General features: G+C 67.4%; 22 protein-coding genes. 12 read left to right on the top strand and 10 right to left on the bottom strand.

All coding sequences use genetic code 11. From position 1 onward, the window contains the following. Positions 1–27: 27 nt before the first annotated feature. Together MUN73_RS12965 and MUN73_RS12960 are read right to left on the bottom strand one after the other, a co-directional pair. Positions 28–735, bottom strand: coding sequence for a helix-hairpin-helix domain-containing protein (locus tag MUN73_RS12965; RefSeq protein ID WP_250140914.1), 708 nt, complete (start codon positions 733–735; stop codon positions 28–30). Positions 736–814: 79 nt separating this feature from the next. Further along, on the bottom strand, positions 815–1618 hold the full coding sequence (locus tag MUN73_RS12960) for a shikimate dehydrogenase (protein WP_250141350.1): 804 nt from the start codon (positions 1616–1618) through the stop codon (positions 815–817). A 181-nt stretch (positions 1619–1799) separates the two neighbouring features. Between MUN73_RS12960 and MUN73_RS12955 the strand changes: the two genes are divergently transcribed. Together MUN73_RS12955 and MUN73_RS12950 are read left to right on the top strand one after the other, a co-directional pair. Beyond that, positions 1800–2678, top strand: a complete 879-nt coding sequence (locus tag MUN73_RS12955; protein WP_250140913.1) for a DUF726 domain-containing protein — start codon at positions 1800–1802, stop codon at positions 2676–2678. 102 nt (positions 2679–2780) lie between these two features. After that, positions 2781–3725 carry a calcium/sodium antiporter gene (locus MUN73_RS12950; RefSeq protein WP_250140912.1) on the top strand — a complete coding sequence of 315 codons (945 nt, stop codon included), beginning with the start codon at positions 2781–2783 and terminating at the stop codon, positions 3723–3725. A 314-nt stretch (positions 3726–4039) separates the two neighbouring features. On the opposite strand, the gene MUN73_RS12945 is transcribed toward MUN73_RS12950, so the two are convergent. Together MUN73_RS12945 and MUN73_RS12940 are read right to left on the bottom strand one after the other, a co-directional pair. Next, positions 4040–5335, bottom strand: coding sequence for a DUF7344 domain-containing protein (locus MUN73_RS12945; RefSeq protein ID WP_250140911.1), 1296 nt, complete (start codon positions 5333–5335; stop codon positions 4040–4042). Positions 5336–5457: 122 nt separating this feature from the next. Further along, positions 5458–7818 carry a PAS domain S-box protein gene (locus MUN73_RS12940; protein ID WP_250140910.1) on the bottom strand — a complete coding sequence of 787 codons (2361 nt, stop codon included), beginning with the start codon at positions 7816–7818 and terminating at the stop codon, positions 5458–5460. A 152-nt stretch (positions 7819–7970) separates the two neighbouring features. Here MUN73_RS12940 and MUN73_RS12935 point away from each other — a divergent pair, with 152 nt between their 5' ends. Continuing rightward, positions 7971–9293, top strand: a complete 1323-nt coding sequence (locus tag MUN73_RS12935) for a D-aminoacyl-tRNA deacylase (protein ID WP_250140909.1) — start codon at positions 7971–7973, stop codon at positions 9291–9293. 158 nt (positions 9294–9451) lie between these two features. Further along, a complete protein-coding gene (gene ftsZ / locus MUN73_RS12930; RefSeq protein ID WP_250140908.1) occupies positions 9452–10615 on the top strand; it encodes a cell division protein FtsZ in 1164 nt (387 codons plus the stop codon). Positions 10616–10727: 112 nt separating this feature from the next. Here the strand turns inward: ftsZ and MUN73_RS12925 are convergent, their stop codons facing one another. Further along, positions 10728–11369, bottom strand: coding sequence for a rubrerythrin family protein (locus MUN73_RS12925; protein ID WP_250140907.1), 642 nt, complete (start codon positions 11367–11369; stop codon positions 10728–10730). A 97-nt stretch (positions 11370–11466) separates the two neighbouring features. Here MUN73_RS12925 and MUN73_RS12920 point away from each other — a divergent pair, with 97 nt between their 5' ends. Then, the gene (locus MUN73_RS12920) at positions 11467–12642 is read left to right on the top strand and encodes an MBL fold metallo-hydrolase (protein ID WP_250140906.1); all 1176 of its coding nucleotides are present in this window, start codon (positions 11467–11469) and stop codon (positions 12640–12642) included. A gap of 100 nt (positions 12643–12742) precedes the next feature. Here the strand turns inward: MUN73_RS12920 and MUN73_RS12915 are convergent, their stop codons facing one another. Next, positions 12743–13078: a 2Fe-2S iron-sulfur cluster-binding protein gene (locus MUN73_RS12915; RefSeq protein WP_250140905.1), complete on the bottom strand. Its 336-nt coding sequence runs from the start codon at positions 13076–13078 to the stop codon at positions 12743–12745. 247 nt (positions 13079–13325) lie between these two features. On the opposite strand from MUN73_RS12915, the gene MUN73_RS12910 reads away from it, so the two are divergent. Both MUN73_RS12910 and MUN73_RS12905 read left to right on the top strand, forming a co-directional pair. Continuing rightward, the gene (locus tag MUN73_RS12910) at positions 13326–14729 is read left to right on the top strand and encodes a geranylgeranyl reductase family protein (protein WP_250140904.1); all 1404 of its coding nucleotides are present in this window, start codon (positions 13326–13328) and stop codon (positions 14727–14729) included. Between the two features lie 173 nt (positions 14730–14902). Continuing rightward, the gene (locus MUN73_RS12905; RefSeq protein WP_250140903.1) at positions 14903–15727 is read left to right on the top strand and encodes a DUF4397 domain-containing protein; all 825 of its coding nucleotides are present in this window, start codon (positions 14903–14905) and stop codon (positions 15725–15727) included. Positions 15728–15824: 97 nt separating this feature from the next. On the opposite strand, the gene MUN73_RS12900 is transcribed toward MUN73_RS12905, so the two are convergent. Beyond that, complete coding sequence (locus MUN73_RS12900; RefSeq protein WP_250140902.1) at positions 15825–17150, bottom strand: amidohydrolase; 1326 nt, start codon at positions 17148–17150, stop codon at positions 15825–15827. Positions 17151–17214: 64 nt separating this feature from the next. Further along, on the bottom strand, positions 17215–17550 hold the full coding sequence (locus MUN73_RS12895) for an uS10/mL48 family ribosomal protein (protein WP_250140901.1): 336 nt from the start codon (positions 17548–17550) through the stop codon (positions 17215–17217). 111 nt (positions 17551–17661) lie between these two features. On the opposite strand from MUN73_RS12895, the gene MUN73_RS12890 reads away from it, so the two are divergent. The 3 genes from MUN73_RS12890 (at position 17662) to MUN73_RS12880 (ending at position 20181) form a co-directional block, all read left to right on the top strand. After that, positions 17662–18099, top strand: coding sequence for a bis(5'-nucleosyl)-tetraphosphatase (locus tag MUN73_RS12890; protein ID WP_250140900.1), 438 nt, complete (start codon positions 17662–17664; stop codon positions 18097–18099). A gap of 228 nt (positions 18100–18327) precedes the next feature. Continuing rightward, the gene (locus MUN73_RS12885; protein ID WP_250140899.1) at positions 18328–19017 is read left to right on the top strand and encodes a DUF4013 domain-containing protein; all 690 of its coding nucleotides are present in this window, start codon (positions 18328–18330) and stop codon (positions 19015–19017) included. A 105-nt stretch (positions 19018–19122) separates the two neighbouring features. Next, positions 19123–20181 (top strand): DUF5787 family protein, encoded by a 1059-nt coding sequence (locus MUN73_RS12880; RefSeq protein ID WP_250140898.1) that lies wholly within the window; start codon positions 19123–19125, stop codon positions 20179–20181. 44 nt (positions 20182–20225) lie between these two features. Here the strand turns inward: MUN73_RS12880 and MUN73_RS12875 are convergent, their stop codons facing one another. Both MUN73_RS12875 and MUN73_RS12870 read right to left on the bottom strand, forming a co-directional pair. Next, entirely contained in the window at positions 20226–20729 is a 504-nt protein-coding gene (locus tag MUN73_RS12875) for a DUF5797 family protein (protein WP_250140897.1), read from the bottom strand. Between the two features lie 84 nt (positions 20730–20813). Then, positions 20814–22100 (bottom strand): MFS transporter, encoded by a 1287-nt coding sequence (locus tag MUN73_RS12870; protein WP_250140896.1) that lies wholly within the window; start codon positions 22098–22100, stop codon positions 20814–20816. 116 nt (positions 22101–22216) lie between these two features. Here MUN73_RS12870 and MUN73_RS12865 point away from each other — a divergent pair, with 116 nt between their 5' ends. Then, entirely contained in the window at positions 22217–22474 is a 258-nt protein-coding gene (locus MUN73_RS12865; protein ID WP_250140895.1) for a DUF5789 family protein, read from the top strand. Between the two features lie 131 nt (positions 22475–22605). Further along, positions 22606–23820 (top strand): AI-2E family transporter, encoded by a 1215-nt coding sequence (locus MUN73_RS12860; protein ID WP_250140894.1) that lies wholly within the window; start codon positions 22606–22608, stop codon positions 23818–23820. Positions 23821–23826 lie beyond the last annotated feature (6 nt).

The following is a 23826-nucleotide window of genomic DNA, read 5'->3' as shown; positions in this document are numbered from 1 at the left end:
GTCGGGGGTCGAACGATCGGGCGAGCGCTATCTGACTTCGGCCCTGTCGATCCAGCCCTGGATCCGCGTCTCGGAGATGTCGGTCTCGGTCTCGAGGTCGGCCGCGTCGGCGGCCGCGAGGTCGGCGACGGTTTCGACGCCGGCGTCCGCGAGCCGATCCGCGTAGGCGGGGCCGATTCCCTTGATCACGTCGACCGGTTCGCCCTCGTCGTCGGGTTCGGACTCGTCCGCCGGCTCCGGTTCGCCGGCCTCGGCGTCGCCCTCGTCGGCTTCCACGGCCTCTTCATCGGCCTCGGGTTCCTCGTCGTCTACGGTCGGTTCGTCGCCCGTGGCCGTCGACTCGACCCCTTCGTCGGGCGTCTTCTCGGCGGTCGGCGCCGCGTCGGTCTCGGTCGGACCGGCCGCTTCGGCCGGTTCGGCCGCCTCGTCGGGGTCGTCGGTCGGCTCGACGATCGAGTCGGTCGCGCCCGCGGCAGTCGTTTCGGCCGCAGGCGACTCGGATTCGTCGGGTTCGTCGGCCGCCGGTTCGTCCGCCGTCTCGTCGGGTTCGTCGGCCTCGGCGGCCGTGTCGGTCGCGGACGAGGGTGCCGGTGCGACGTCGGTCCCGGTCGACCGATCGTCGTCCGGCTCGCTCCCCTCTCGTTCGACCGTCACGCCGACCTCGCGTGCAGACCCTCGCTCCTGACCCGAGTCGTCGAACCCCAGCAGCGACTTCAGCTTTTGGAGGATTGCCATTATCCCGATATAGTCGGCACCAGCACTTAAATTCGGCTGATACGGGACGGTCAGGCCGATCGGGCGGGTGAGTCGGGAGTCACAGCCGTGACCGCAACGCCGCGTTCATCGCGTCGACCGGCGCGTCCAGACCTGTCCACAGTTCGAACGCTTCCACGCCCTGGTAGAGCAACATCCAGGCGCCGTCGACGGTCGTCGCCCCGACCGCCGCGGCGTCCCGAAGCAGTCGCGTCTCGAGCGGCCGGTAGACGGCGTCCATCACGGCCAGATCGCCGTGCAGCGCTTCGGCCGGGATCGGCGTCGCGTCTTCCTCCATGCCGACGCTGGTGGCGTTGATCGCCACGTCGGCGTCCGCGAGCAGGTCGGCGAGCGCGCCGAGACCGTGCCCCGTCGCCCCGGATACCTCGGCCGCGAGATCGTGTGCCGTCGATTCGGTCCGGTTCGCGATCGCCACGGTCGCGCCCGCGTCGGCGAGGCCGAACGCGATCGCCCGCCCGGCACCCCCGGCCCCGACCACGACCGCGTCCGCGCCGTCGACCGCGACGTCGTGGTCCCGGAGCGCGCGCATGGCCCCCTCCGCGTCGGTGTTGTGCCCCGTCGGCGGCCCGTCGCCCGAGAAGTCGATCGTGTTGACCGCCCCGATTCGCCGCGCCAGGTCGTCCGCCACGACGCGATCGAGGACGTCCTGTTTGAACGGAATCGTCACGTTCAGCCCCGCGACGCCGAGCGCCTCGGCACCGTCGATCGCGGCCTCGATCGCGTCCCGATCGGGTTCGAAGGTGACGTAGCGCGCGTCAAGTCCACGTTCGTCGTAGGCCGCCTCGTGCATCGGCGGCGACAGCGAGTGACCGACCGGGTTGCCCAGCAACCCGTACACGTCCATAGCCATACGGAACCCACGCGTCGGCAGGGACATAACGAATGTGACTTCGTCACGTCCCGGCGTGGCGATCGGGACGAATAGCTAGAAACGGAAACTTGGTTCAACTATATTCTTCATAGAAATTTATATGCCAGTGTTTATTGATTACTGTTACAGTGTGCCACGGTGGCACGTGACTACCATGAGTGGGAACGACGAAAGTACGGGGGAACAGACGATCGATAGACGGACGATACTGCGCGGTGCGACGGCGTCGGCGACCGGGATCGGCGGACTCGTAGCGTCGTCGGGGTCGGTCGCAGCGGGGTCGGTCACGGGCGGGTGCCTGACCCACTGGCCCGAGCCGATAGACGAACGGATCGACGTCGCCGGGGACACGCCGGTCGAGTCCGGGGCAATCCCCGGGTCGGGCGACCTGTTGCTCTACGTCCACGGCCTCTTCGGCGGCGAGGGGCTGGAGGACATCGCCGGGAGCGGCGCGAACCAGGCGACCGCGCTCGTCCAGGGGCTGGCGGAGGAGGGCGTCGATCGGCCGGCGGTAGCCGCGATGTGGGACTCGAACGTGACCTGGACCGTCGCGAAGTGGCGCGCGAACGACGCCGGGACGACGCTGGCCGCCTGGCTGAACGAGAACGGGAGCGCGTACGACTCAATCACGATCGTCGCTCACTCGCTCGGGGCCCGCGTGACCCTGGCCGCACTGACCCACCTGGACGGCGTGACGATCGATTCGGTCGCCCTGCTGGGCGGCGCGATCGATCCCGACGCGGTCTGTGGGGAGTTCGAGGACGGGATCCGGGACAACGCCGGTCACGTGTACAACTACCACTCGGCGAACGACGACATCGTCTGTACGATCTACGCGATCCGGGAGTGGACCGCCGGAATCGGGTGTTCGGGATCGGACTGCAGTGGCTGGTTCACCAGCGACGACCCACCCGAGAATTTCACGGACGTGCCGGTGGATTCGGTCGACGGCCACTGTAACTATTTCAAGCCGTCGTCGATCGAGTTCGACGGCGAGAACTGTCTCGACGAACTCCGGCGGCGGCAGTTCTGAGCGGCCGGCCGAGCACGAACCGATCCGCCGATCGACGTCCAGAACCCTGAGCCGCCGGGCCGTTTCGGGATCCTTATCCCCGGGTCGCGAGTAGCGGCCCACATGCTCTCCGGGATCCCGCTCGCGATAGTGTTGCTCCTTGCCGGGATCGTCGCACTGTACGGCGGGGCCGAGTTGCTCGTCGCCGGCGCGGGTCGGCTCGCACTCGGGTTCGGGCTCCGCGCGGCGACCGTCGGCGTGACGGTCATCGCCTTCGCCACCACGGCGCCCGAACTCTTCGTCGCGACCATCGGCGCGCTCGACGTCTCGACGGATATCGGCCTCGGGGCCGTCGTCGGCTCGAACATCGCGAACATCGGGCTGGTGCTGGGCGTCTCCGCCCTCATCAAACCCCTGTCGGTCTCCGAGACCGTCATGCGTCGCCACGTTCCGTTCATGATCTTCGCGGCACTCTTGCTCGTCGGTCTCGGCGCGAACGGCACGATCGGTCGCCTCGAAGGCACGATCTTTCTGCTGGTCCTCGCCGGGTTCACCGGTTACCTCCTCCACTCCGTGAACGCCGATCCGGCACCGATGATGGACGAACCGGATGCGGGCGGCGGAATCGGCGCTCGCGACGTGGCGCTCGTGATCGGCGGCCTCGTCGCGCTCGTGCTCGGCTCCCGGTGGCTCGTCTCCGGCGGCACGACCCTCCTGTCGGCGCTCGGTTTCTCCGACCTGTTCATCGGGCTCACCGTCCTCGCACTGGGGACGTCGCTGCCCGAACTGGCGGCCTCCGTCGTCGGCGCCCTCCGCGGGGAAACCGCGTTCGCGATCGGGAACGTCGTCGGTTCGAACATCTACAACGTCCTCGCCGTCCTCGGGATCGTCGCGCTGATCACACCGATCGAGATCGCCGCGCCGACGCTCCGGTTCGAACTCCCGATCATGGTCGCCTTCACCGTCCTGCTGGTCGGGATGATGGGCTACGGCCGCCGGCTGACGCGGCTCGACGGGGCGGGGCTCGTCGTCGGCTACATCGCCTTCATCTACCTGCTGGTTCCCTGATCCGCGACTGACCAGTTCGAGACCGGTCACGCCGATCGTGGCGACACACTGCCGACTACGGGATCTGCCCGGTTCGCAGGGATCCTCCACACTCCGGACAGGTTGCGCGGTAGGTGTGCGGATACACTGTCTCGGCACACTCCTCGCACTCGTAGTTCCGTCTACTCATCCAGAATCACGATAGATGATAGCAACGCACACAAAGATAAACCTTGTCCGACGTTCGTCGTCCGCGACATTCGAGACCGGTCCTCGCCGCGCTCCGTGCTGATCAGATGGTCGGAACCCGGCGGGTGAACGGGCAGCAGCCGCGCTCACATCGGAATCGGGGTCACGCGCTCGTCGCACCCGTCGACGTCGTCGGAGCGGGCCGCGAGCCGATCGAGGCGGGGACCGAGGTGTTCGCCGAGGAGCTGGACCAGCGCGTTGTTCGTCCCCGTCCCGGTGATCGCCGTCGCCCGCGCTTGCTCGGCGGCTCCTGAGCCGTCGATCGTGACCAGCATGGCGGCCTCGCGATCGGCGAACACGAGGCGGCCGGGGTGGATCCGCTCGATCGGGAGGTTGAGCCAGTCGAACTGCGGCTCACAGACGGTAATGTCGTCCGACGCGCTCCGAACGATCTCCCGAACGCGGTCCGAACTGGAGCCGACGTAGACGTCGACGCCGCGATCGACGGCGGCACTCCAGCGTTCGAGACACCGATCCTGGAGGCGTCCCCGATCGGACACCGTCACGAACAGTTCGTCGGTGGCGCGATCGGCGATCTCGTTCCCTCTCGCGATCACCGCCTCACATCCCTCGACCGTCCAGCAACGTCCGCTCGCGGGCGTCGCTCCAGGCCCCTCGGACCCAGCCGGAACCGAACTCGGCACGCCCTGCACCGGCGACGTCGATCCCAGGTCGGCCACGTCGCCGATCGGACTCTCGGCGATCCAGTCGGCCTGGAACGGCGGTGCGTCGGCGGCGATCGCGACGCGATCGTCGTCCCTGGCAATCAGGCCGGCGTCCTCGAGCGCCGGGACGTGCTCGTGGACGAGCGTCTGCTCGAGGGTCGTCGATTCCGGTTCGGTGACGTCGACCAGCCGTTTCCCGTCCGATTCGGTCGCGACGACCAGCGTTGCCAGGTCGGCGATCGAAACCGGGCCACGCTGGCCCGCGATGACGGTGAGGACGGTCCGACGACGGGGCGAACGGAGCGCCTCGAGTGTCCGATCGAGCCTCGCCTCGTCACAGACCGCGCCCGAGGGGGTCTCGAGGAGCGTCCGGACCCACGGCATCTCGAGCATCGGGTGGTCCGCGAGTGCGATCGCGTCCTCGGTCGCGTTCGACCCATCGTCCGCCCGTCCCGCGTCGCGAGTGACGACGCCCAGATCGACGAGTTTCGGCACGTCGACGTGGACGAGCCGGACGTGTGCGCGTCGCGCCTGCTCGTCGGTCACGATCGGGTGATCGTGTTCCAGCGTCGCGACGTCGGTCGCGAGCGTCGACAGCGAGACCGGCATCGCGTCGTCTCGATCGCAGAGAAGGGCGAGAAGATAGCGGCGTCGAGACGACGAGAGGGCGTCGAACGCGGCGGTCGTCGGATCAGTCTCGGTCGAACGTGCTGTCATTACACGAGCCAGACGACGAATGCGGGAAAGGAGTGTACCTGCGTGCTCTGGTATTACCTGGTTGTGAAATCGAGTCGTCTCCGCCGAAAAACGGAGCGTCGCGGCCGTTTCGGGTCCGGCCGTCAGGTCCCGTCCTCGAGATACGCCTCGAGAAGCTTCGCCTCGGCCACGCGCAGGTGCTGGTGGAACGTCTGGCGAGCGATGCCGAGCCGATCGGCGACGTCTCCGGCGTCGCTCTGCCGGCTGGGCCACTCGAAGTAGCCGCCGTAGTAGGCCGCCTCGAGCGCCGTCCGCTGTTTCTCCGTCAGGTCCGGGTCGATCGCGGATCCGAAGTCGCCGCCCGCGTCGAGCGGTCGTTCGACGGTCCGTTTGGCGACGAGAGTCGTCTCGGGGTACGTCGACTGGAAGGCGTCGGTGAGTTCGCGAACCGCCGTGTCGGGGCTCGCCTCGACGACCAGGGTCGCCACTCCGCCGTCGATCTCCTGGGAGCGAACCCGCGCACCGTACTCGGTGAGAAAGGCCGCAATCGTCGAGCCGTGGATCTCGACCTCCCAGCGGTGGGCCGTCGGGTCGCCGTCGATCCGGCGCAGTTCCCCGATCTCCGGCCGTGCCGTCGCGAGATCACGGAACCGATCGGCGTCGATCCCGGACGCGGTGAGGTAGTAGACGAACACCTCGTCGGTCAACGGGAGCAGGTGATCGATCGAGAGCCGACAGTCGCCCTCCCGGGAGAGGTCGATACACACGTCCCCGCGATCGGTCGCCTCGAACTCGAGTTCGACGACGGTGTCCGCGTAGAGGAGGCGTCGAACTGCCATCGCGTTGATCGCGTGGCCGATCGTGCCGCCGAACTCCTGGAGGATCTCTCGCTCGCGGTCATCGAACGCGTCCGGAACCGACGCGTACAGCCCGAGCATACCGACCAGCCGCCGTTCTGCGACGAACGGGACCGCCACGACGGCGCGGTAGCCGTCCTCGTCGGCGACGGCCCGCCACTCGTCGATCGGGTCCTCCTGGAGGTGGCGACGCGTCGCGACGCGTTCCCGTTCCCCGGCGATGTCTGCGGGGTCGACCGCCGACGCCTCGGCGGGTTCGGGAAGGAGGCCGGCGTCCGCCGGCACGTCGCCGCCGGCCTGGACGCGCGGATCGAACCCGTCCGGGGCGTCGTACGTGCCGACGACCGCCCCGGCGATCGAGTCGACAGTGACGAACGCCTCGACGATCGCCCGCTCCAGTTCCCGTCGCGTCTCGACACTGACGAGTTCGTCGTTGATCGCCCGAATGACGCCGTTGAGTTGGTCGATCCGTTCGAGTTCTCGTTCGCGTGCCTTTCGATCGCTCACGTCGCGGCCGACGCCGGTGAATCCCAGCACGGTGCCGTCCTCGGCGCGCATTCGGGCCCCGCTGAACTCGTAGGGAATCCGCGTGCCGTCTTTCGTCAGGAGCTCCGCCTCCGCGGTGGTCTGCTCGCCCGCCTCGAGGATCCGATCGATCGCCTCCCCGATCCGGTCGCGGTCCTCCGGGGGGACGAACTCGTCCGGCTCCATCTCGGCCAGTTCCGCGTCCGAGTACCCCGTGACGGCCGGCACCTGCTCGTTCCACTTGCGGAAGGTTCCGTCCGCGTCGAACGCGTAGACGATGTCGGGCTGGGCGGCGAAGACGCTCTCCGTGAACGCCCGCTCCTCGCGGAGTTCCCGCTCGCGCGCCCGTCGGTCGCTGACGTCCCGGCCGACGCCGGTAAAGCCCAGCACGGTCCCGTGCTCGTCGACGATCGGGGCGCTGTTGAACTCGTAGGGGAGCCGCTCTCCCGCCGCAGTCAGGAGGGTCCCCTCGAGCGCGACCCGATCGCCCGCCTCGAGGATCCGATCGATCGCCTCCCCGATCCGGTCGCGGTCCTCCGGGGCGACGAACGCGAGCGGCCCCATGTCGGCGAGGTCGTCGGGATCGTAGCCGGTCACCGTCTCGAGCCGATCGTTCCAGTGAAGCAGGGTGTCGTCGCGGTCGAACGCGTAGAGGATGTCCGGCTGCGCGTCCAGAATGCTCTCGACGACCGCCTTCTCGGTGCGAAGCGCGTCCGCCTGCTCGTGCTCGACGGTCACGTCGTGCGTGACGACCACGTATCCGTTCGCCGCCGCCGAGTCCCCGTCTCGCACCACGGCGAGGACCTCGCGGGCCCGGTACAACGAACCGTCGCGTTTCCGCCGCCACCCCTCGGTCCGGACCTGTTCGTCCGCGGCCGCCTCGGAGAGCAGTTGCTCGGCCCGGTCTTCTTCGCGTACCGGGTCCGGGAAGAACTGCTCGTAGTGGATGCCGACGGCGTCGGACTGGGGGTAGCCGGTGAGTCGACTGGCAGCCTCGCTCCAGACCGCCACGTAGCCGTCCCGATCGAGGACGTAGATCGCACAGTTGGGTACCAGATTGGCTACCCGACGCGCCTCGACGGGAAACTCGTCCGGCCCACCAGTCCGATCGGTATCGGTCATCTTGGGTATCGAAGGACGTATCACTAGTTCGGCCATATGCAAAAGTTCGTCACCGGCTACCGCGCGCCACCTATGGTAATATGCGGCGCCTTCACGCACCTCCGGGAACGGCGAATCGATTCCGTTAACGGCCTCCCGCCCCCGCTTCCGGTATGACCCTCGCCATCGTCGAAAGCCGCGCCGATCGCGCGTCGGTCCACATCTGTGACCACCTCCGCGAGCGCGCGGACTGGACGGAACGGACCGACGACGACCGCGATCCGGCCGACGGCGGCGGCACCTACTACCGGACTGACGGTGCCGAACTCCGCTCGTTCGACGGCCTCCACATCGAACTCGAGTCGCCCGCCGACGCGTTCGACTGCGAACCCGACCTGCTGGTGTTCGCCTCGCGCCACTCCGGGGACACCGGCCGGCTCCTGACGGGCCACTTCACGGGGAACTTCGGCCCGGCGGAGTTCGGCGGCGACGACGAGGCCCTCGCGGAAGCGGCTCCGAACGCGCTCGATCGCCTCCTCGCGGCCTTCGACGAGTACGCTCCCGACGGCTACGACGTCGGGATGGAGTGTACCCACCACGGCCCGTCCGCGGTGGGGTGTCCGTCGCTGTTCGCCGAACTCGGCAGCGGCGACGAACAGTGGGACGATCCGGCGGGTGCCGAGGCCGTCGCGCGCGCCATCCTCGACCTGCGCGGGGTCGATCCACACCGCCGGCGCCAGGTCGTCGGCTTCGGCGGCAACCACTACGCGCCCCGGTTCGGCCGGATCGTCCGCGAGACGCCGTGGGCCGTCGGCCACGTCGCCGCCGACTGGGCGCTCGAGGCGATGGGCCGACCGGCCAGCCACCGGGACGTGCTCGATCGAGCCTTCGCGGCCAGCGAGGCCGACATCGCGGTACTCGACGGCGACCACCCCGACCTCGCGGCGACGATCGAGGACCTCGGCTACCGCGTCGTGAGCGAGACGTGGCTCCGCGAGGTCGCGGACCGATCGCTCGCCTTCGTCGAGGCGGTCGAGACGGACCTCGGCCCCGTCGACGACGGCGTCCGGTTCGGCGGGCGACGCGAGTCGTCGTTCGTCGTCGTCGACCTCCCCGGAGATCTGGTCGACGCCGCGGAGGCGATCGATCCCGATCGGGTGCGAACGATCGTCGAGGAGACCACCGTCGCGTTCGCGACCGAGAACGGGGGCAGTCGCGTCGGTTCGACGGCGGCCGTCCCGGCGATCGAGGACCGGGACGCGATCGTCGAAGCGCTGGCGGCGGTGCTCGAACGGAAGTACGAGACGGTACGGATCGAGGACGATGCCGTCGTCGCCGAGGAGACCGCGTTCGACCCGGCGCTCGCTCGCGAGGTCGGCGTCCCGGAGGGACCGAAGTTCGGCGCGCTCGCCTCGGGCGAGTCGGTTACGATCGACGGCGAACAGGTCACTCCTGAGAGAGTTTCCAGCCGGCAGACTCACGAGTTCCCGATCTGATCGAAGGGAAATGAGACACTAATTCAGACTTACCCGCCGACGTAATTCGCGTTCCTCACATTCGATTGTAGATATGTAATATACCGTTTACGTGTCAGACGCGCGGCTGACGTGTAGGGGAAAGGTAATTATGCTCCATCTTTTAGTCAGTGTCAAGAATGGACTCCATCATCGACGACGCCATCGACGAGGCCGAAGGGGAGTCGGGGGAGACTCCCGGCGGCGTGCCACAGGATGGCCACGAATCCTCCGAGGGGGCGTCAGACGGTACCCGAGACACGGGGACGATGACCGACGACGAACTGAAAGACGTTCTCCAGGACCTCCAGACCGACATCACCGTCGTCGGCTGTGGCGGTGCCGGCGGGAACACCATCAACCGCATGCACGAGGAGGGGATCCACGGCGCGAAACTCGTCGCCGCCAACACCGACGTCCAGCACCTCGTGGAGATCGAGGCCGACACCAAGATCCTCATGGGCGAGGACAAGACCGGCGGCCGCGGCGCCGGGTCGCTCCCCCAGGTCGGCGAGGAGGCCGCCCTCGAGAGCCAGCAGGACATCTACGACGCGATCGACGGCTCGGACATGGTGTTCGTCACCGCCGGCCTCGGCGGCGGCACCGGGACCGGCTCTGCGCCCGTGGTCGCCAAGGCGGCCCGCGAAGCCGGCGCGCTGACGATCTCGATCGTCACGACGCCGTTCACCGCCGAAGGTGAGGTCCGCCGGACGAACGCCGAAGCCGGTCTCGAGCGCCTGCGCGACGTCTCCGACACCGTGATCGTCGTCCCCAACGATCGCCTGCTCGACTCGGTCGGCAAACTCCCCGTCCGGCAGGCGTTCAAGGTCAGCGACGAGGTGCTGATGCGCTCGGTCAAGGGCATCACGGAACTGATCACGAAACCCGGCCTCGTCAACCTCGACTTCGCCGACGTCCGGACCGTCATGGAGCGCGGCGGCGTCGCGATGATCGGTCTCGGCGAGGCAGACTCCGAGGCCAAGGCCGAGGACTCCGTCAAGACCGCCCTGCGATCGCCCCTCCTGGACGTCGACATCTCCGGGGCGAGTTCCGCGCTGGTCAACGTCACCGGCGGCAACGACATGGCCATCGAGGAGGCCGAGGGCGTCGTCGAAGAGATCTACGACCGGATCGACCCCGACGCGCGGATTATCTGGGGGACCTCGATCGACGAGACGCTCGAGGGCAGTATGCGGACGATGATCGTCGTCACGGGCGTCGAATCGCCCCAGATCTACGGCCGCCCGGACGGCGAGGCCGTCCAGCCGGAACCGCAGGGCGACGACATCGACTTCGTCGACTGATCGGCCTCGAGACGGCCGCACGTCGGCGGTTCGAGTCGGAGTTCTGTGGCACGTTCACCGGAAATTTGCTTCGTCATAGCGACCGCTGGGACGGATTCGCCGCACCCCGCAGTCAACAGATCGGCTTCGGATCGATGCCGAGGTCGTCGAGCGAGTCCGCGTACGCCTCGTAGGCGTCGTCGACGACGTCCGCTGCGGCCTCGCTCGCGCGATCCCACGCGTCGTCTTCGCGCTCCTCGCAGACGGTTTCAAGCACCGACGCCGCCCGATCGCCCTGGGCCGACGTCTCGGCTCGCAACTCCCGGAACTCGTCGGCGCGTCGCTCGTCGCCTTCGTTGACGAAGAAGCTCACGACCTGCAGGTGCGTCCGCTCGCCGACCAGCGATCGGCCGACGACGCCGCCGAGACGTGGTGCGGTCGTCTCGAACGATCGAAGGCGGTCGTGCATCCCGCCAGCGTCCGCGTCGGCGGCGTCGTGCGAACCGTCGAGCAGGGCCACGACCCGATCGTAGTGGTCGCGTTCCGCGTCGCGAAACGCGGCGAACGCGTCGCGCGCGTCGGCGTGTGCCTCGTCGGCGGCCCAGGCTTCGAAGGTCTCTATCGCGGCGCGTTCGCTGTCGGCAGCAGTTCGAAGCACCCTTTCTTCCGTCAGGTCCGCATCGGTGAGCGCGACGAGCAGTTTCGACGATCCGAGCCGTTCGAGTTCGGTCGTCGTCGCCTCCTCGACCGTACGCTGGAAGTCGGCGGCGTCCATACCGGCACGACCACGTCACCAGTGTTGAACGTTGGTGGCGGTCCGCGCGCCGAGTGACGGCCGCGACGTTAACTGGCGGGGACGCGTACCGATAGACATGACCGATCGGAGCGCGGCCGACGAACGATCGATCGACGACCCCTCCCCGATCGCTCCCGAGACGCTGGCCGAGCGGTTGCGAGCGGGCGACGACCTGACCGTCCTCGACGTCCGCGACCGCGACGAGTTCGAGCGCTGGCACGTCGACGGCGACGGGGTCGACGCCGTCCAGATTCCGCACGTCCGGTTCGTCCAGGCCGAAGCGATGGGGAACGCGACCGACCTCGTGTCCGACCTCGGGGAACCGATCGTCGCGGTCTGTGGCCACGGGGAGGCGAGCGCTCACGCCGTGTCGCTCCTCCGGGCGGCCGAGGTCGACGCGCGCAACCTCGCCGGCGGAATGGACGCCTGGGCCGACCTGTACGTCGCCCGCGAACTCGACGTCGACGCGCCCGCGACGATCCTGCAGTACGATCGCCCGTCCAGCGGTTGTCTCGCCTACGCGATCGAAAGCGACGGCGAGGCGGCGGTGATCGACCCGCTCCGCGCGTTCGCCGATCGGTACGTCGACGACCTCGCGGACCGGGGCGCGGACCTGCGCTACGCGATCGACACGCACGTGCACGCGGATCACGTCAGCGGCGTCCGCACCCTCGAATCGCGGACCGACGCGGCGGCGGTCGTCCCTGCGGGCGCTCGCGATCGTGGCCTCGCGTTCGACACCAGGACCGTCGCGGACGGCGACGAACTCCGCGTCGGCGACGTCACGCTGACCGCCGTGACGACGCCCGGTCACACGACCGAGTCGTGCTCCGTTCGCCTGGCGGACGTCCTGTTCACCGGCGATACGCTGTTTCTCGAGGGGGTCGGGCGGCCGGACCTAGAGCGCGGCGACGACGGTGCGGCCGATGCCGCCCGGCAGTTGTACGAGAGCCTTCAGGAGAGACTGCTGGCCCTGCCGGACGGGACGACGATCGCGCCGGGCCACTACGGCGACGCCGCCGAAGCACGCGCGGACGGACCGTTCGCCGACCGACTCGGGGACCTGCGCGATCGGATCCCCGCGCTCTCGGCAGTGGAAGACGAGTTCGTCGCCCGCGCGACGAGCGACCTCCCGCCACGGCCGGCCAACCACGAGCGCATCGTGGCGGTGAACCTCAGACTGGAGGACGTCGACGAAGAGACGGCGTTCGAACTCGAACTGGGTCCGAACAACTGTGCGATCGGCGACTGATCGCCCTGCTCACGGGTTCATACGGATTGCTGTAACGATTTACCGGCGCAACCGCGACCAATCTTGCGGTTGCGCCGGAAATGACTTACAGCAGTCCGTATCAGTCGTCCGCCGCGGCCGCGTCCGACGAGCCGCCGGTCTCGAGGTCGCCCTCGATGCTCGGCGGGTACTTTCCGCGATCGAGTTTCAGGTCCGACTGCGGGCGCGCCATACAGGTGAGCGCGTAGTTCTCGGCCTCCGCTTCCGTGAGGCCGCGAGCGGCGGGCTGGACGACCTCCCCTTCGACGATTTCGGCGGAACAGGCCAGACACATGCCGACCCGGCAGGAGTACTCCTGGGCGATCCCCTCCTCGAGACACCGGCTCAGAATGGTCTCCTTGTCCGTGCACGTGATCGATTCGCCGGTCCCGACGAACTCGATCGTGTACTCTGTCATACCGGACGCTACGAAAGACCCCACTAAAACTCTTTATTAGGATTTTGTTGCACTCGATCCAACAGTACTTGCGGCTGTGGTTCCGACCACGGCGCGTCCCACCGGACGCCTCGACCGGAACTGCACGGCCTCGGACGATTCAGGTGCCGATCGAACCGGTTCGGGCCGTTGCCGCGGGCTTTCTCCGATCGGTTCGGGGCGAATCGCACATAAAACGTTTTCTTACCGCGGTGTGCACACTGCTGGTATGAGTACGCAGGAGCAGTCCGCCACCGCCACTCCCGAACGGCACTCGCCCGATGTCGTCGTGGTGGGGGCCGGGACTGCAGGATGTTACGCTGCAGCCGCGATCGCACGCGAGGGATACGACGTCGTCGTCCTCGAACGCAAATCCGAGTCCGAAGCGGGCCACATCGCCTGCGGGGACGCGTTGAAAGGTGCCGACGCGTTCCCCGAGGCGATCCCGAAGTCACAGCTCGAACCCGCGTTCACCAACACGGGCGTCGATCACGGGCGGTTCGAGATTCCGCAGGAGGACACCGTCCTCGAGATTCCGGTCCCCGGCGAACTGGCGGTCATCGATCGCTGGGAGTACGGCCGGCGGATCATCGATGGTGCGGGCGACGCCGGAACAACGTTCCACTACGACACCGTCGTCAAGAACGTCGTTCAGGCCGACGACGGACGGGTGACCGGCGTCGAGGCGATTCGCAAGGGCACCCCCCACACGTACGAGGCTGACGTCGTGATCGACGCGGCCGGGTCGCTGTCGGTGCTCCAGGACAACGTCGACTTCTCGGACTCGACGTTCGACACGAACGTCGACTACACGCACTTCTGTTCGGCCTACCGGGAGATCGTCCACGTCGACGAACCGGTCGAGTGGTCGGACGCGCTGGTGTTCAAGCCGACCGAGCGCGCCGCGGGCTACCTCTGGTACTTCCCGCGCACCGAGACGGAGATCAACGCCGGACTCGGCTTCCAGATGACCGAGGAGCCGATGGAACTCGTCGACGACCTCAAGCGCGACCTCCAGAACCGGCCGGAGTTCGCCGGCGCGGAGGTCGAGGACAAACTCGGGGCCGCACTGCCCACCCGCCGGCCGTACGACTCCGCGGTCCACCCCGGCTACATGGCCATCGGGGACGCCGCTGGTCACGTGAACCCGACCACCGGCGGCGGCATCGCCGGCGCCGCCTACGCCGCAACCTACGCCGCCGAGGCGGCGATCGAGGCCCTCGAAACCGACGATTACAGCGAAGCGGCGTTCTGGGAATACAACGAGCGCGTGATGGACCACTTCGGGGGCCGCTACGCCGCGCTCGACGTCTACAACATCCTCTCGACGGCCGTCGACGTCGACGACCTGATGGGACTGCTCGCCGCGATGCCGGGCGACAAACTCGCCGAGGCGCTGTACTCGGGAAGTACGAACATCGGCCTGAAGCTCAAACTCGAGGCCCTGCTCAAGAGCCGCGGCCACTGGGGGACGATCTGGAACCTCTACCGGACGAAACGCCGCGCCGACGAACTGCTGGCACACTACGAGAACTACCCCTCCCACCCGGGCGCACTCGAGAGCTGGCAGCGCCGCCGCGACGATCTGATGGAATCGGTCTACGAGACGACCGGCGCCGATCCGAAGTACTGACGGCGACCGGTTTCGCCGCGCTCCTGCACGTCCACAGCCGTTCGAGGGACCGATCGGACTCGCGGAACGCCGGCCACAGCCGCGGGTTTCCGGGCAACCTGTCGGGTTCGATCGAAGAACCCCTTCTCTGTTAGGGGCATCTCACATTTGAGTTACTGTTCAAAATGCTGACGATGTCTCACAAGCATTCCAGGCGTCGTGTCCTGTCGATCGCGGGCGGAACCGGTATCGCGCTCGTGGCTGGCTGTCTCGGCGGCGACGACGGCAACGACGAAATGGGCGGCGATATGGACGACGGCACGGATGACGACATGAACGACGGTGCGGACGACGAGATGGGCGACGACGAAGCGATGGGGGACGACCCCGCCCACGTCCGCGTCGCGCACCTCTCGCCGGACGCGCCGAACGTCGACGTCTACGTCGACGACGAACCGGTACTCGAGGACGTTCCCTTCCGGGACGTCAGCGACTACCTCGAACTCGATCCCGGCACGTACGGCGTGATGATCACGGCTGCCGGCGACCCCAATACAGTCGTCTTCGACGAGGACCTCGAGGTGACGGCGGGTGCGGTCACCGTCGCCGCGATCGGCGAACTCGCCGAGGGGAACCAGCCGTTCGAGGTCGCCGTGTTCGAGGACGACCTGAGCGACCCGGGCGAGATGGCTCGCGTCCGACTCGTCCACGCGTCCCCCGACGCGCCCGCGGTCGACGTCACCGTCGGCGACGGCGAGACGGTCCTGTTCGAGGACGCCGCCTTCGGCGACGCCGCCACGGTCGAGGTCGAAGCCGGCGAGTACACCCTCGAAGTGCGTCCCGCGACCGACGGCAACGACGGCGACGTCGTCGCGACGTTCGACGTCGCCACGGAGGCCGGCGGCGTCTACTCCGCGTTCGCCGTCGGCTACCTCGAACCCGGAGCGGCACCCGTCGACGAGGCGTTCGATCTCGAAGTCGTTTCGGACGCCCACGGCGACGAACATAGTAGCAACTAAAAGTCAATGCATACCTGATCGCAGGACAGCGTTGCGATCAGTGTGTAAATCGTTTCAGTCGCTACTATAGTCCGCACCGACCGCAGCGGCCTCGACGTTACGGCTGATCGCGAGCGATCCGTTCGATCGCGCCGGCGATCGTCTCGATCCCGTGACCGATACTGTCCTCGTCGACGTCGAACGTCGCGGTGTGGTGGCCGCCGGGATGGTCGGTGCCGACGCCGACGTAGCAGGCCAGGCCGCCGTTTTGCTGGACCTCCCGCATCAGGTAGGTCGCGTCCTCGCTCCCGCCGAGTCGATCGCGCTCGAGGACGTTCTCGACCCCGTCCACGCGTCCGGCCGCGTCGGCGACGATCGATACCAGTTCCTCGTCGCTCGTCGCGCTCGGCGCTTCCGCGCCGATCTCGGTTTCGACGTCACACTCGTGCATCTCGGCGGCGGATCGGAGGACGCGCTCGGCGTTTTCGGTCATGTACTCCATCAGGTCGGTCGTCTCGCCGCGGACTTCGACCTGCATGTACGCTTCTTCGGGGATGACGTTCGATGCACTGCCGGCCTCGACGACGCCCGCGTTGACCCGCGTCGCGCCGTCGTTGTGCCGGGGGATACCGTAGAGGTTCCCGACCGCGGTCGCCATCGCCTGAACGGCGTTGCGTCCCTGTTCGGGGTGGCCGCCCGCGTGGGCCGATTCGCCCGTGATCGTCGCGTCGAGGTGGCGCACGGCGAGGAAGCCGTCGATTCCCGCGACGATCTCGCCGGTGGGGTGGTCGAGGCCGATGTGGAGCGCCAGCAGGTAGTCGACGTCCGCGAGGTGCTCGCTTTTGGCCATCGACTTGCCGCCGCCGATGACCTCCTCGGCCGGCTGGAAGAACACCTTCAGCGTCCCCGCAAAATCACCGTCGGAACCCTGTTCCGACGAGGATCGCGACCCGTCGAGTCCCTCACCACTCTCGGCGATCCGCTCGAGGACGCCGATCCCGATCGTCGCGTGGGCGTCGTGCCCGCAGGCGTGCATCGCTCCCTCGTGTTCGGACCGAAAGCCCGCCGCGGCGGGCGCGTGGTCGGGGTCGTCGCTCTCGGGACGCGGGAGGCCGTCGATGTCGACCCGGAGGCCGACGGTCGGTCCCTCGCCGCGCTCTACGACCGCGACGGCACCCGTGTGACCGCCTTCCAGGTCGTCCAGCAGGTCCGGATCGGCGCCCGCCTCCCGGGCCCGATCGTGCCAGGCGGCCAGTTCCGCGGCGTCGGGGACGCCCATCCGCTGGTCGGCGACGATCGCGTCCGGGCCGACGTGGAGAGCGTCCAGATCGACGCGGGACTGGAGCTCCTCGACGATCCGGGCAGTCGTGTAGAACTCCCGCCAGGCGGGTTCCGGTTTGCGATGCAGGTCACGGCGAAGGGTTACGAGATCGGAGTCGGTCATACCCGGAGAGAGATCGGCGGCCCACCAATAAGTATCGGCACCGAGACCGGTCTGCCTCTCCCGTTCAGTTCCCGCGGCCGACGCCGTGGATCTGTTCGACCTCGGCCTCGATGTGGACCGAGTCAGGGAAATTCTGTTCGGCGACGTTTCGCGCGAGGTTGTCGTGGCCGTGGATCTCGAGTTCCCGCGTGAAGACCGTGTAGTCCCACGAGGAGAACCGCCGATCGTCGTCGCCGTGGAGCCGAGCGTGCTGGGGAACCGAGAGTTTTTCCGGCGGATGCGAGTGGGGCCCTTTCAGCGCGGCCCCCTTGCGCTCGGCCGTCGATTTGATGTCGTCGACGATCGCATCGAGGGCGGCTCTATCGCCGCTCTGGAGCGTGAGACGGGTGACGAAGGTCATGGCTGGTGCTGTGGGAACGTCTACGGCCAGCGGGTAAAAACCTGCTGAGATACGTCTCCGCTGGACGAACAGTCCGATATTCTCTTAACGACGCACCCGTTATTTTGGGTAATGGCAGTCGAAGCTACGAGCGCAGGCGCAATCCTCTTCCGCGATACGCGGGGCCGGCGCGAGTATCTTCTACTCAAGAGCCGCCCAGGTGACTGGGAGTTTCCCAAGGGCGGTGTCGAAGGAGATGAAGAGCTACAACAGACGGCGATCCGCGAAGTAAAGGAAGAGGCAGGTATCGAACAGTTCCGGCTACTCGACGGCTTTCGCAAGGACTACGACTACGTCTTCGAGGCGAACGGGAAAACGATCCACAAAACCGTTCACCTCTTCGTCGCGAAGTCCTTCGAGGCCAGCGCGGAACTGTCCAACGAACATCGCGACCTCCAGTGGCGCGACTACGAACAGGCAGTAAACACCGTCACGCAGGACGGACCACGGGAAATCCTGGAGGACGCCCACGAGTTCCTCGACGAACTCGAGGAGGAAAACGAGGTCTGAGCCCGGCCAGCACGGTCGTCTCGACGGTCTCGGCCCGCAGACCGTGACGCCGCCGGCCCCCGACCACGTCCGCAGAACCCGTTCGCTACCGACGGGTATCGAACACGGTTCGCCCCGATCGGCACACCGCTGTCGCTCACCTCGGCGCGAATTCCGTGACTCGATCGACCAGGCGGCCGAAGCATTTACCAGCAAACGATGAATATACGATTACTGAACTGTAAGATTATGCTAGAAGATAGCCTCTCGTACCCAATGCGCGGCGACTGGATCGGACGAATCCTCATCGGTGGCGTGCTGACAGCACTATCGGTTCTGCTGATACCGGCGTTCCTCATCATGGGGTACTACGTCCGGGTCCTCGAACGGACGATCGGCGGTTCCGAAGACCCGCCGGAGTTCGACGAGTGGGGCGAACTCTTCGTCGACGGATTGAAAGCGACGGTTATCGCCTTCGTGTACTCCGTGGTCCCGACCGTGGCGTACCTGTTCGTCGTCTTCGGGTTGATCGGTGCCGGCGGCGCCATAGGGGGCGACGGCGGTGGACTCCTCGCTGGCGTCGGCCTCATGACGATGCTGCTGATCGTCCCGCTCATGTTCGTGATCTACTACCTCGTGCCGGCCGCGCTGGCCAACTTCGCCAGCGAGGGGACCCTTGGCGCGGCGTTCGACTTCGACGCGCTCAAGCCCGTCCTGCTCAGCAGCGACTACGTGGTCGCAATCCTGATGCCGTTCGTCGTCGGCGTCGCGCTGAATATCGTCGGGTTCATCCTCGGCATCACCGTCATCGGTCTCCTGCTGGTGCCGTTCGTCAGCTTCTACGCGTACATCTCGATCTTCCGGATGTTCGGCCTCGCGTTCGAGAAAAGCAACGGCGGTGCCAGCACGCACGGTGCCGGTCAGCCCGTCGGCGTCTGACCCGGATCGGAGCGTACGCTCGGAACTCGTTTTGCCGAATCGACCGTCGATCGAACCGCAGCGGCCTTTATCGTCGATCACCTACCGGACGCCGTCGATCGCGCCGTGACCGATCCCACCCCTCCCGACAGCGAGTTCGCGTTCGAACTGCGCACCTGCCGGTGGGTCGAACGAGCGTGGCCGCCGATCGGGGAGGGACGCGACACAGGGCCGATCGTCGTCGCCCGGCAACTCGGGACGAAACGGCGGCGGTGGGACACGATCGTTCTCGAATGTGATCCCGTCGGACTCGAGCAACGTGCCCGGTTCGGCCCCGATCGGCTGGATAGCGACCTCCTCCACGTCGTCCGGAACGCACCCGACGAGTGGGCCTACTACCGCGACGCGCTTCCGCATCCGGGCTACCCGTGGCGATACGTTCGCGAGGCGATCCACCGCGCCGACGACCGCGGAATCGTCGAGACCCGTCGGGACGGGAACCGCATCCAGATCCGCCGGAAGTGGCCCTATCCCGACTGGATCGAGCGGATCGTCGCGATCGAGAACAAGCCCGACCTCGACAGGAGCGCGGCCCGCGTCCTCGGGAGCCAGCTCGAGTACGACGTCGCGATGGGGCTGGCCGACGAGGTCTGGGTCGCGACCCGGCGGACGGACGAGCGCGTCGAGCCGATCCTGTTCGAGGACCTCCCGATCGAGGCCGGCGTCCTCGTGCTCGATCCGGAGACGCTGTCGGCCGAGGTCGCCTGGTATCCCCGATCGCTCGCCGTCGACGATCCGGGGACGCGGATCGAAGAGCGGCCCGAGGGCGGCCGGCGGGACGGCTCCGCCGCCCGCTTCGAGTACGTCGATCGGGACGCGAAGGCCGCGAAACGCCTCGCGATCGCCGAACGGGCCTACGAGCGGGGATGGCGATCGTTCGTCGAGACGATGCGTCCCGACTGCCGGCACTTCGAGTTGCGCTCCCGGCCCGGGAACCAGCTAGTGCCCTACTGCGGTGCGCAGGGGGGCTGTCAGACCGCCGCGGCGTGTGCCGGCTCCTGTCCCGAGTTCGAACCGGAACCGCCCGCGTGGCGAACGCGAGGGTGGCCGATCGAGGGCGGACCGGGGTCGCGATGTCGGCAGTTGCTCGAGGATCGACGGCGGCGACGGCGGCCGGGCCAGTAGCCGGCACGCGGACGCCAGGGCAGGAGAACGAGAGTCCGCGACGTTCACTCGGAGACGTCGACCTCGAGCGCCTCGCGCTCGACCGCCAGCCGGAACGTGGGGACGGTCCGGTACTCGACCTCGACGACGCCCTTGCGGCGGAGGCTCTGCAGGCCCGATCGGACGTCCTCGGCGTCGGAATCGACGTCGTACTCGTCCCGGAGTTTGTGCAGGACCGAGACGACGCTTTCCGACTCCTCCTCGGGGCCGGCCAGTACCGCGACGATCCGTGCGTGGAGTTCGGGGACGCGGATCCGGGAGGGGACCCCGTCGTCCTCGGGGTCGCTCTCGATTCCCGGTTCGACGTCGACGAGGTCCGCGGCCTCGCTCGTCGCGCGGATCAGGCTGTTGTCGTCCCGGAAGTAGTAGTCGCCCAGTTCGTTCTCGAGGTAGTGGTGGACCTCGCTGCCGCTGTCCATTCCCCACCGTTCCTGTAGCTCCGAGTTCTTCGTCGGCTGGAGTTCGACCACGTCGGCCAGCCGATCTCTGGCCTCCTCCGAGAGCGTCATCGTCGAAGCGTATGCGGATCCGGTACTTTTGCGTTGCGTCCCGGCGTCGGTGGGGCGACCGGGACGACGCCGTCGGGCACGCGATCAGTCGTTCCCGACCACCGGCACCGGTGCGGTCGTCTCGAGGGTCTCCTCGATCTGCGTGTAGACCATGATCGCGCCGAGGACGGCGAGGAGGGTCCCGAACGCGAACGGGACCGGGAAGCCGAAGCCGATCAGCGCGCCCGAGGAGAGCGGGCCGATCGCGATCCCGAAGCCGAAGGCCATCGTCAGCACCGAGAGTTTCGACCCGGACTCACCCTCGCCCGCGAGATCGCCGGCCAGCGCGAGGGCCGGTGCGAACACCATCGCGCCCGCGATCCCCTGGAAGAGACGCGCGGCGAACATCGCCTCCGGGGTCCAGACGAGCCCCTGAACGAGCGTCGTCGGGATCAACAGGACCATGCCGCCGACGACGAACGGTCGCCGCCCGTACACGTCACAGGCACGCCCGATCGGCGTCTGGAGCAGGACCTGGGCGAAGATGAACGCCGCGAACTGGAGGCCGAACCAGCCCGAACCCTGATCGAGGCGGGCGTTGACCTGCGGCTGGATCGTCGCGAACAGCGCGATCGCCGTCGCCATGAACAGCGAGGCGACCCCGAGCGTGAAGATGGGGTCGAACAGGTGGGTCCCCGAGGAGTCGAAGACGTCGATCGAGAGGTCCGCGCCGGCGTTCGCCTGCGTCGAGGCGGGATCGGTGATGAGCGCCGTCACCAGCAGGGAACTGAGCGCGGCCGTGATCGCGGCGACGTAGAAAGCCGCGTCGAAGCCGTCGATCGAGAGGCCGCCGATCGCGTACGGACCGGCGTTGACGACCGCGCCGGCCACCACGGGACCGGCGCCGAAGCCGACCAGCCGAAAGGTGTTGTAGACACCCATGCTCCCGCCGCGCGCGCCGGTCGTCGAGAGTTCGTTGACCAGCGCGACCGACGTGGGGATGATGAACGCGACGCTGATCCCCTGGAGCCCGCGAATGACCAGCAACGAGACGTACGACTCGGCGACGACGTAGGCGAGATTGGTGATCGTGAGCCCCCCGAGCCCGACGAGGATGAACGCCTTGCGCTTCCCGACGCGATCGGAGAACCGGCCGGTCAGGGGCTGGAACGAACTGTTGAGAAAGCCGAAGATCGAGAGGATGACACCGATGATCATCGACTCGCCCAGGCCGAACGTCGCGCCGCTGACGAGGTCGCTCGCGACGTACAGCGGGATCACGATGATCAGAAACGAGTTGCCGACACCGTCGGCCATCCGGGCGAACGACAGTGCGAGCACTCGTCGGTCGACGGTGAACCCGGCGATAACCCGACCTGCGAGGTCCCGCATCGAGTCACCACTCCGTGATCCATCCCGATTATGGTTTCGAACCGAAATGTCACTCCACCCTACAGTCAGGGCCGGCAGAAGCGGGGTACAAGCCAACAGCAAGCGTACCGCCGTGCATGGCGAGAGAAGTCAAACTCAGCGAAATCGAATCGACGCTCGAGACGCTCGAGTACCCCATCAGCCGCGAGGGCGCATCGAACGAACTGGCGGACGTCACGCTGTTGCTCGCCGATGGGGAGCGAAATCTGGGCAACCTCGTCGCGAAGAGCACCAGCGATCGGTTCGAGTCGGCCGCCGACCTCGGGTCGGAACTCAACAACGTGTTACCCCGCGAGGCGGTCGGCGAACCGTTCCAGTCCGAGGGTGAGGGCTAACTCCGGATCCGGTATCGTGACCGCCAGAGAGCAACGCGATTCGGGCGTTTTCACCGCCTGACCGCCCGAATTCCGGTAATTCATCCCGAACAGACACGTTCGTTAATACCCTCCGTGTGGTATCATTACCCATGAATGAAACCGAGACGCCGGTTCGAAACGTCCGCATCTGGGCGGCGCGCGAAAATCTCGGCTGGTGGATTCTGGGGGCCGCGTTGCTGGCCGTGCTGGGTCTCGCCGTCTCCCAGTACCTCCCGTGGCTCGTCTTCGGACTGTTCATCTACTACGTCGCCCGGCCCATCACCCGGCGACTCGAACGGCGCATCGACTCGCCGACGCTCGTCGCGGCCCTGACGCTGCTCCTGATCATCGTCCCGATCGTCCTGGTGGCCGGAGTACTCCTGCTCGTCGCCCTCGGCCAACTCGTGACGGCGGTCTCGAACGTGCCGGTCGACAGGATCGCCACGCAGTTACCGGTCCCGGTCTCGGATCTCCCGAACACGCCCTCGGAGGTGTACGACACGACGCTGGTACTGGTCCAGGAACCGTCCGTCCAGAACCTGCTGGGAACGGTCGGCGGCGTGGTCGGTGCGATCGGCGCGGTGCTGTTCAACGCGTTCATCTCGCTGTTGATCGCGTTCTTCCTGCTGATCAGCGACCGCGACATCGCCGTCTGGTTCGAAGCGAACGTCTTCGGCGAGGACAGCCTCGCGTCGGCGTACCTCTCGGCCGTCGATCGCGGACTGGGTTCGGTCTACTTCGGCTACACGATGACGATCTTCGCGGTCATCATCCTCTCGGCGCTCATCTACGCGGTGTTCAACCTCGCCGCGCCGGCAGGGATCGCGATCCCCTCCGCGGTGCTGTTCGCCGTCGTCACCGGCCTCTTTACGCTCGTCCCGCTCGTCGGGCGGTCGATCGTCTACGCCACGATCGCCGCTGTCCTCTCCGTCCAGGCGATCGCCGTCGATCCGCGTCTCCTCTGGGTCCCGCTGGTGTTCCTCGCGGTCATGATCGTCGCGTTCGACAACCTCGTCCGGACGTACATCCGACCGTACCTCTCCGGACGACTGCTCGACACCGGGCTGGTCATGTTCGCGTACCTCTTCGGTCCCCCGCTGTTCGGCTGGTCGGGCATCTTCCTCGGGCCGTTCCTGATGCTGTTCATCGTGACGTTCGTCCGGATGATCCTCCCGATCCTGGCCGACCCGGAGGGCGAGCGCCCCCACGCCAGATCCGAGCACACGCTCGACGAGTTCGCCGATCGCGTCGCCGACCAGCGGGAGGAAGACCGGTCCGAAACGGACCGGACCGACGTCGGTTCGGTTGGGGATCCGGCGACGTGACTGCCC

This window comes from Halosolutus amylolyticus (genome assembly GCF_023566055.1).
Taxonomy (GTDB): domain Archaea; phylum Halobacteriota; class Halobacteria; order Halobacteriales; family Natrialbaceae; genus Halosolutus; species Halosolutus amylolyticus.
The sequence above is the reverse complement of the archived record's forward strand: the minus strand, read 5'-3'. Positions and strand labels throughout refer to the sequence as shown.

What these genes read in the sequence shown, in the direction of transcription:
- MUN73_RS12965 (WP_250140914.1), bottom strand. Translation starts at nt 735, where the DNA reads ATGGCAATCCTCCAAAAGCTGAAGTCGCTGCTGGGGTTCGACGACTCG.
- MUN73_RS12960 (WP_250141350.1), bottom strand. Translation starts at nt 1,618, where the DNA reads ATGGACGTGTACGGGTTGCTGGGCAACCCGGTCGGTCACTCGCTGTCG.
- MUN73_RS12955 (WP_250140913.1), top strand. Translation starts at nt 1,800, where the DNA reads ATGAGTGGGAACGACGAAAGTACGGGGGAACAGACGATCGATAGACGG.
- MUN73_RS12950 (WP_250140912.1), top strand. Translation starts at nt 2,781, where the DNA reads ATGCTCTCCGGGATCCCGCTCGCGATAGTGTTGCTCCTTGCCGGGATC.
- MUN73_RS12945 (WP_250140911.1), bottom strand. Translation starts at nt 5,335, where the DNA reads ATGACAGCACGTTCGACCGAGACTGATCCGACGACCGCCGCGTTCGAC.
- MUN73_RS12940 (WP_250140910.1), bottom strand. Translation starts at nt 7,818, where the DNA reads ATGACCGATACCGATCGGACTGGTGGGCCGGACGAGTTTCCCGTCGAG.
- MUN73_RS12935 (WP_250140909.1), top strand. Translation starts at nt 7,971, where the DNA reads ATGACCCTCGCCATCGTCGAAAGCCGCGCCGATCGCGCGTCGGTCCAC.
- ftsZ (WP_250140908.1), top strand. Translation starts at nt 9,452, where the DNA reads ATGGACTCCATCATCGACGACGCCATCGACGAGGCCGAAGGGGAGTCG.
- MUN73_RS12925 (WP_250140907.1), bottom strand. Translation starts at nt 11,369, where the DNA reads ATGGACGCCGCCGACTTCCAGCGTACGGTCGAGGAGGCGACGACGACC.
- MUN73_RS12920 (WP_250140906.1), top strand. Translation starts at nt 11,467, where the DNA reads ATGACCGATCGGAGCGCGGCCGACGAACGATCGATCGACGACCCCTCC.
- MUN73_RS12915 (WP_250140905.1), bottom strand. Translation starts at nt 13,078, where the DNA reads ATGACAGAGTACACGATCGAGTTCGTCGGGACCGGCGAATCGATCACG.
- MUN73_RS12910 (WP_250140904.1), top strand. Translation starts at nt 13,326, where the DNA reads ATGAGTACGCAGGAGCAGTCCGCCACCGCCACTCCCGAACGGCACTCG.
- MUN73_RS12905 (WP_250140903.1), top strand. Translation starts at nt 14,903, where the DNA reads ATGTCTCACAAGCATTCCAGGCGTCGTGTCCTGTCGATCGCGGGCGGA.
- MUN73_RS12900 (WP_250140902.1), bottom strand. Translation starts at nt 17,150, where the DNA reads ATGACCGACTCCGATCTCGTAACCCTTCGCCGTGACCTGCATCGCAAA.
- MUN73_RS12895 (WP_250140901.1), bottom strand. Translation starts at nt 17,550, where the DNA reads ATGACCTTCGTCACCCGTCTCACGCTCCAGAGCGGCGATAGAGCCGCC.
- MUN73_RS12890 (WP_250140900.1), top strand. Translation starts at nt 17,662, where the DNA reads ATGGCAGTCGAAGCTACGAGCGCAGGCGCAATCCTCTTCCGCGATACG.
- MUN73_RS12885 (WP_250140899.1), top strand. Translation starts at nt 18,328, where the DNA reads ATGCTAGAAGATAGCCTCTCGTACCCAATGCGCGGCGACTGGATCGGA.
- MUN73_RS12875 (WP_250140897.1), bottom strand. Translation starts at nt 20,729, where the DNA reads ATGACGCTCTCGGAGGAGGCCAGAGATCGGCTGGCCGACGTGGTCGAA.
- MUN73_RS12870 (WP_250140896.1), bottom strand. Translation starts at nt 22,100, where the DNA reads ATGCGGGACCTCGCAGGTCGGGTTATCGCCGGGTTCACCGTCGACCGA.
- MUN73_RS12865 (WP_250140895.1), top strand. Translation starts at nt 22,217, where the DNA reads ATGGCGAGAGAAGTCAAACTCAGCGAAATCGAATCGACGCTCGAGACG.
- MUN73_RS12860 (WP_250140894.1), top strand. Translation starts at nt 22,606, where the DNA reads ATGAATGAAACCGAGACGCCGGTTCGAAACGTCCGCATCTGGGCGGCG.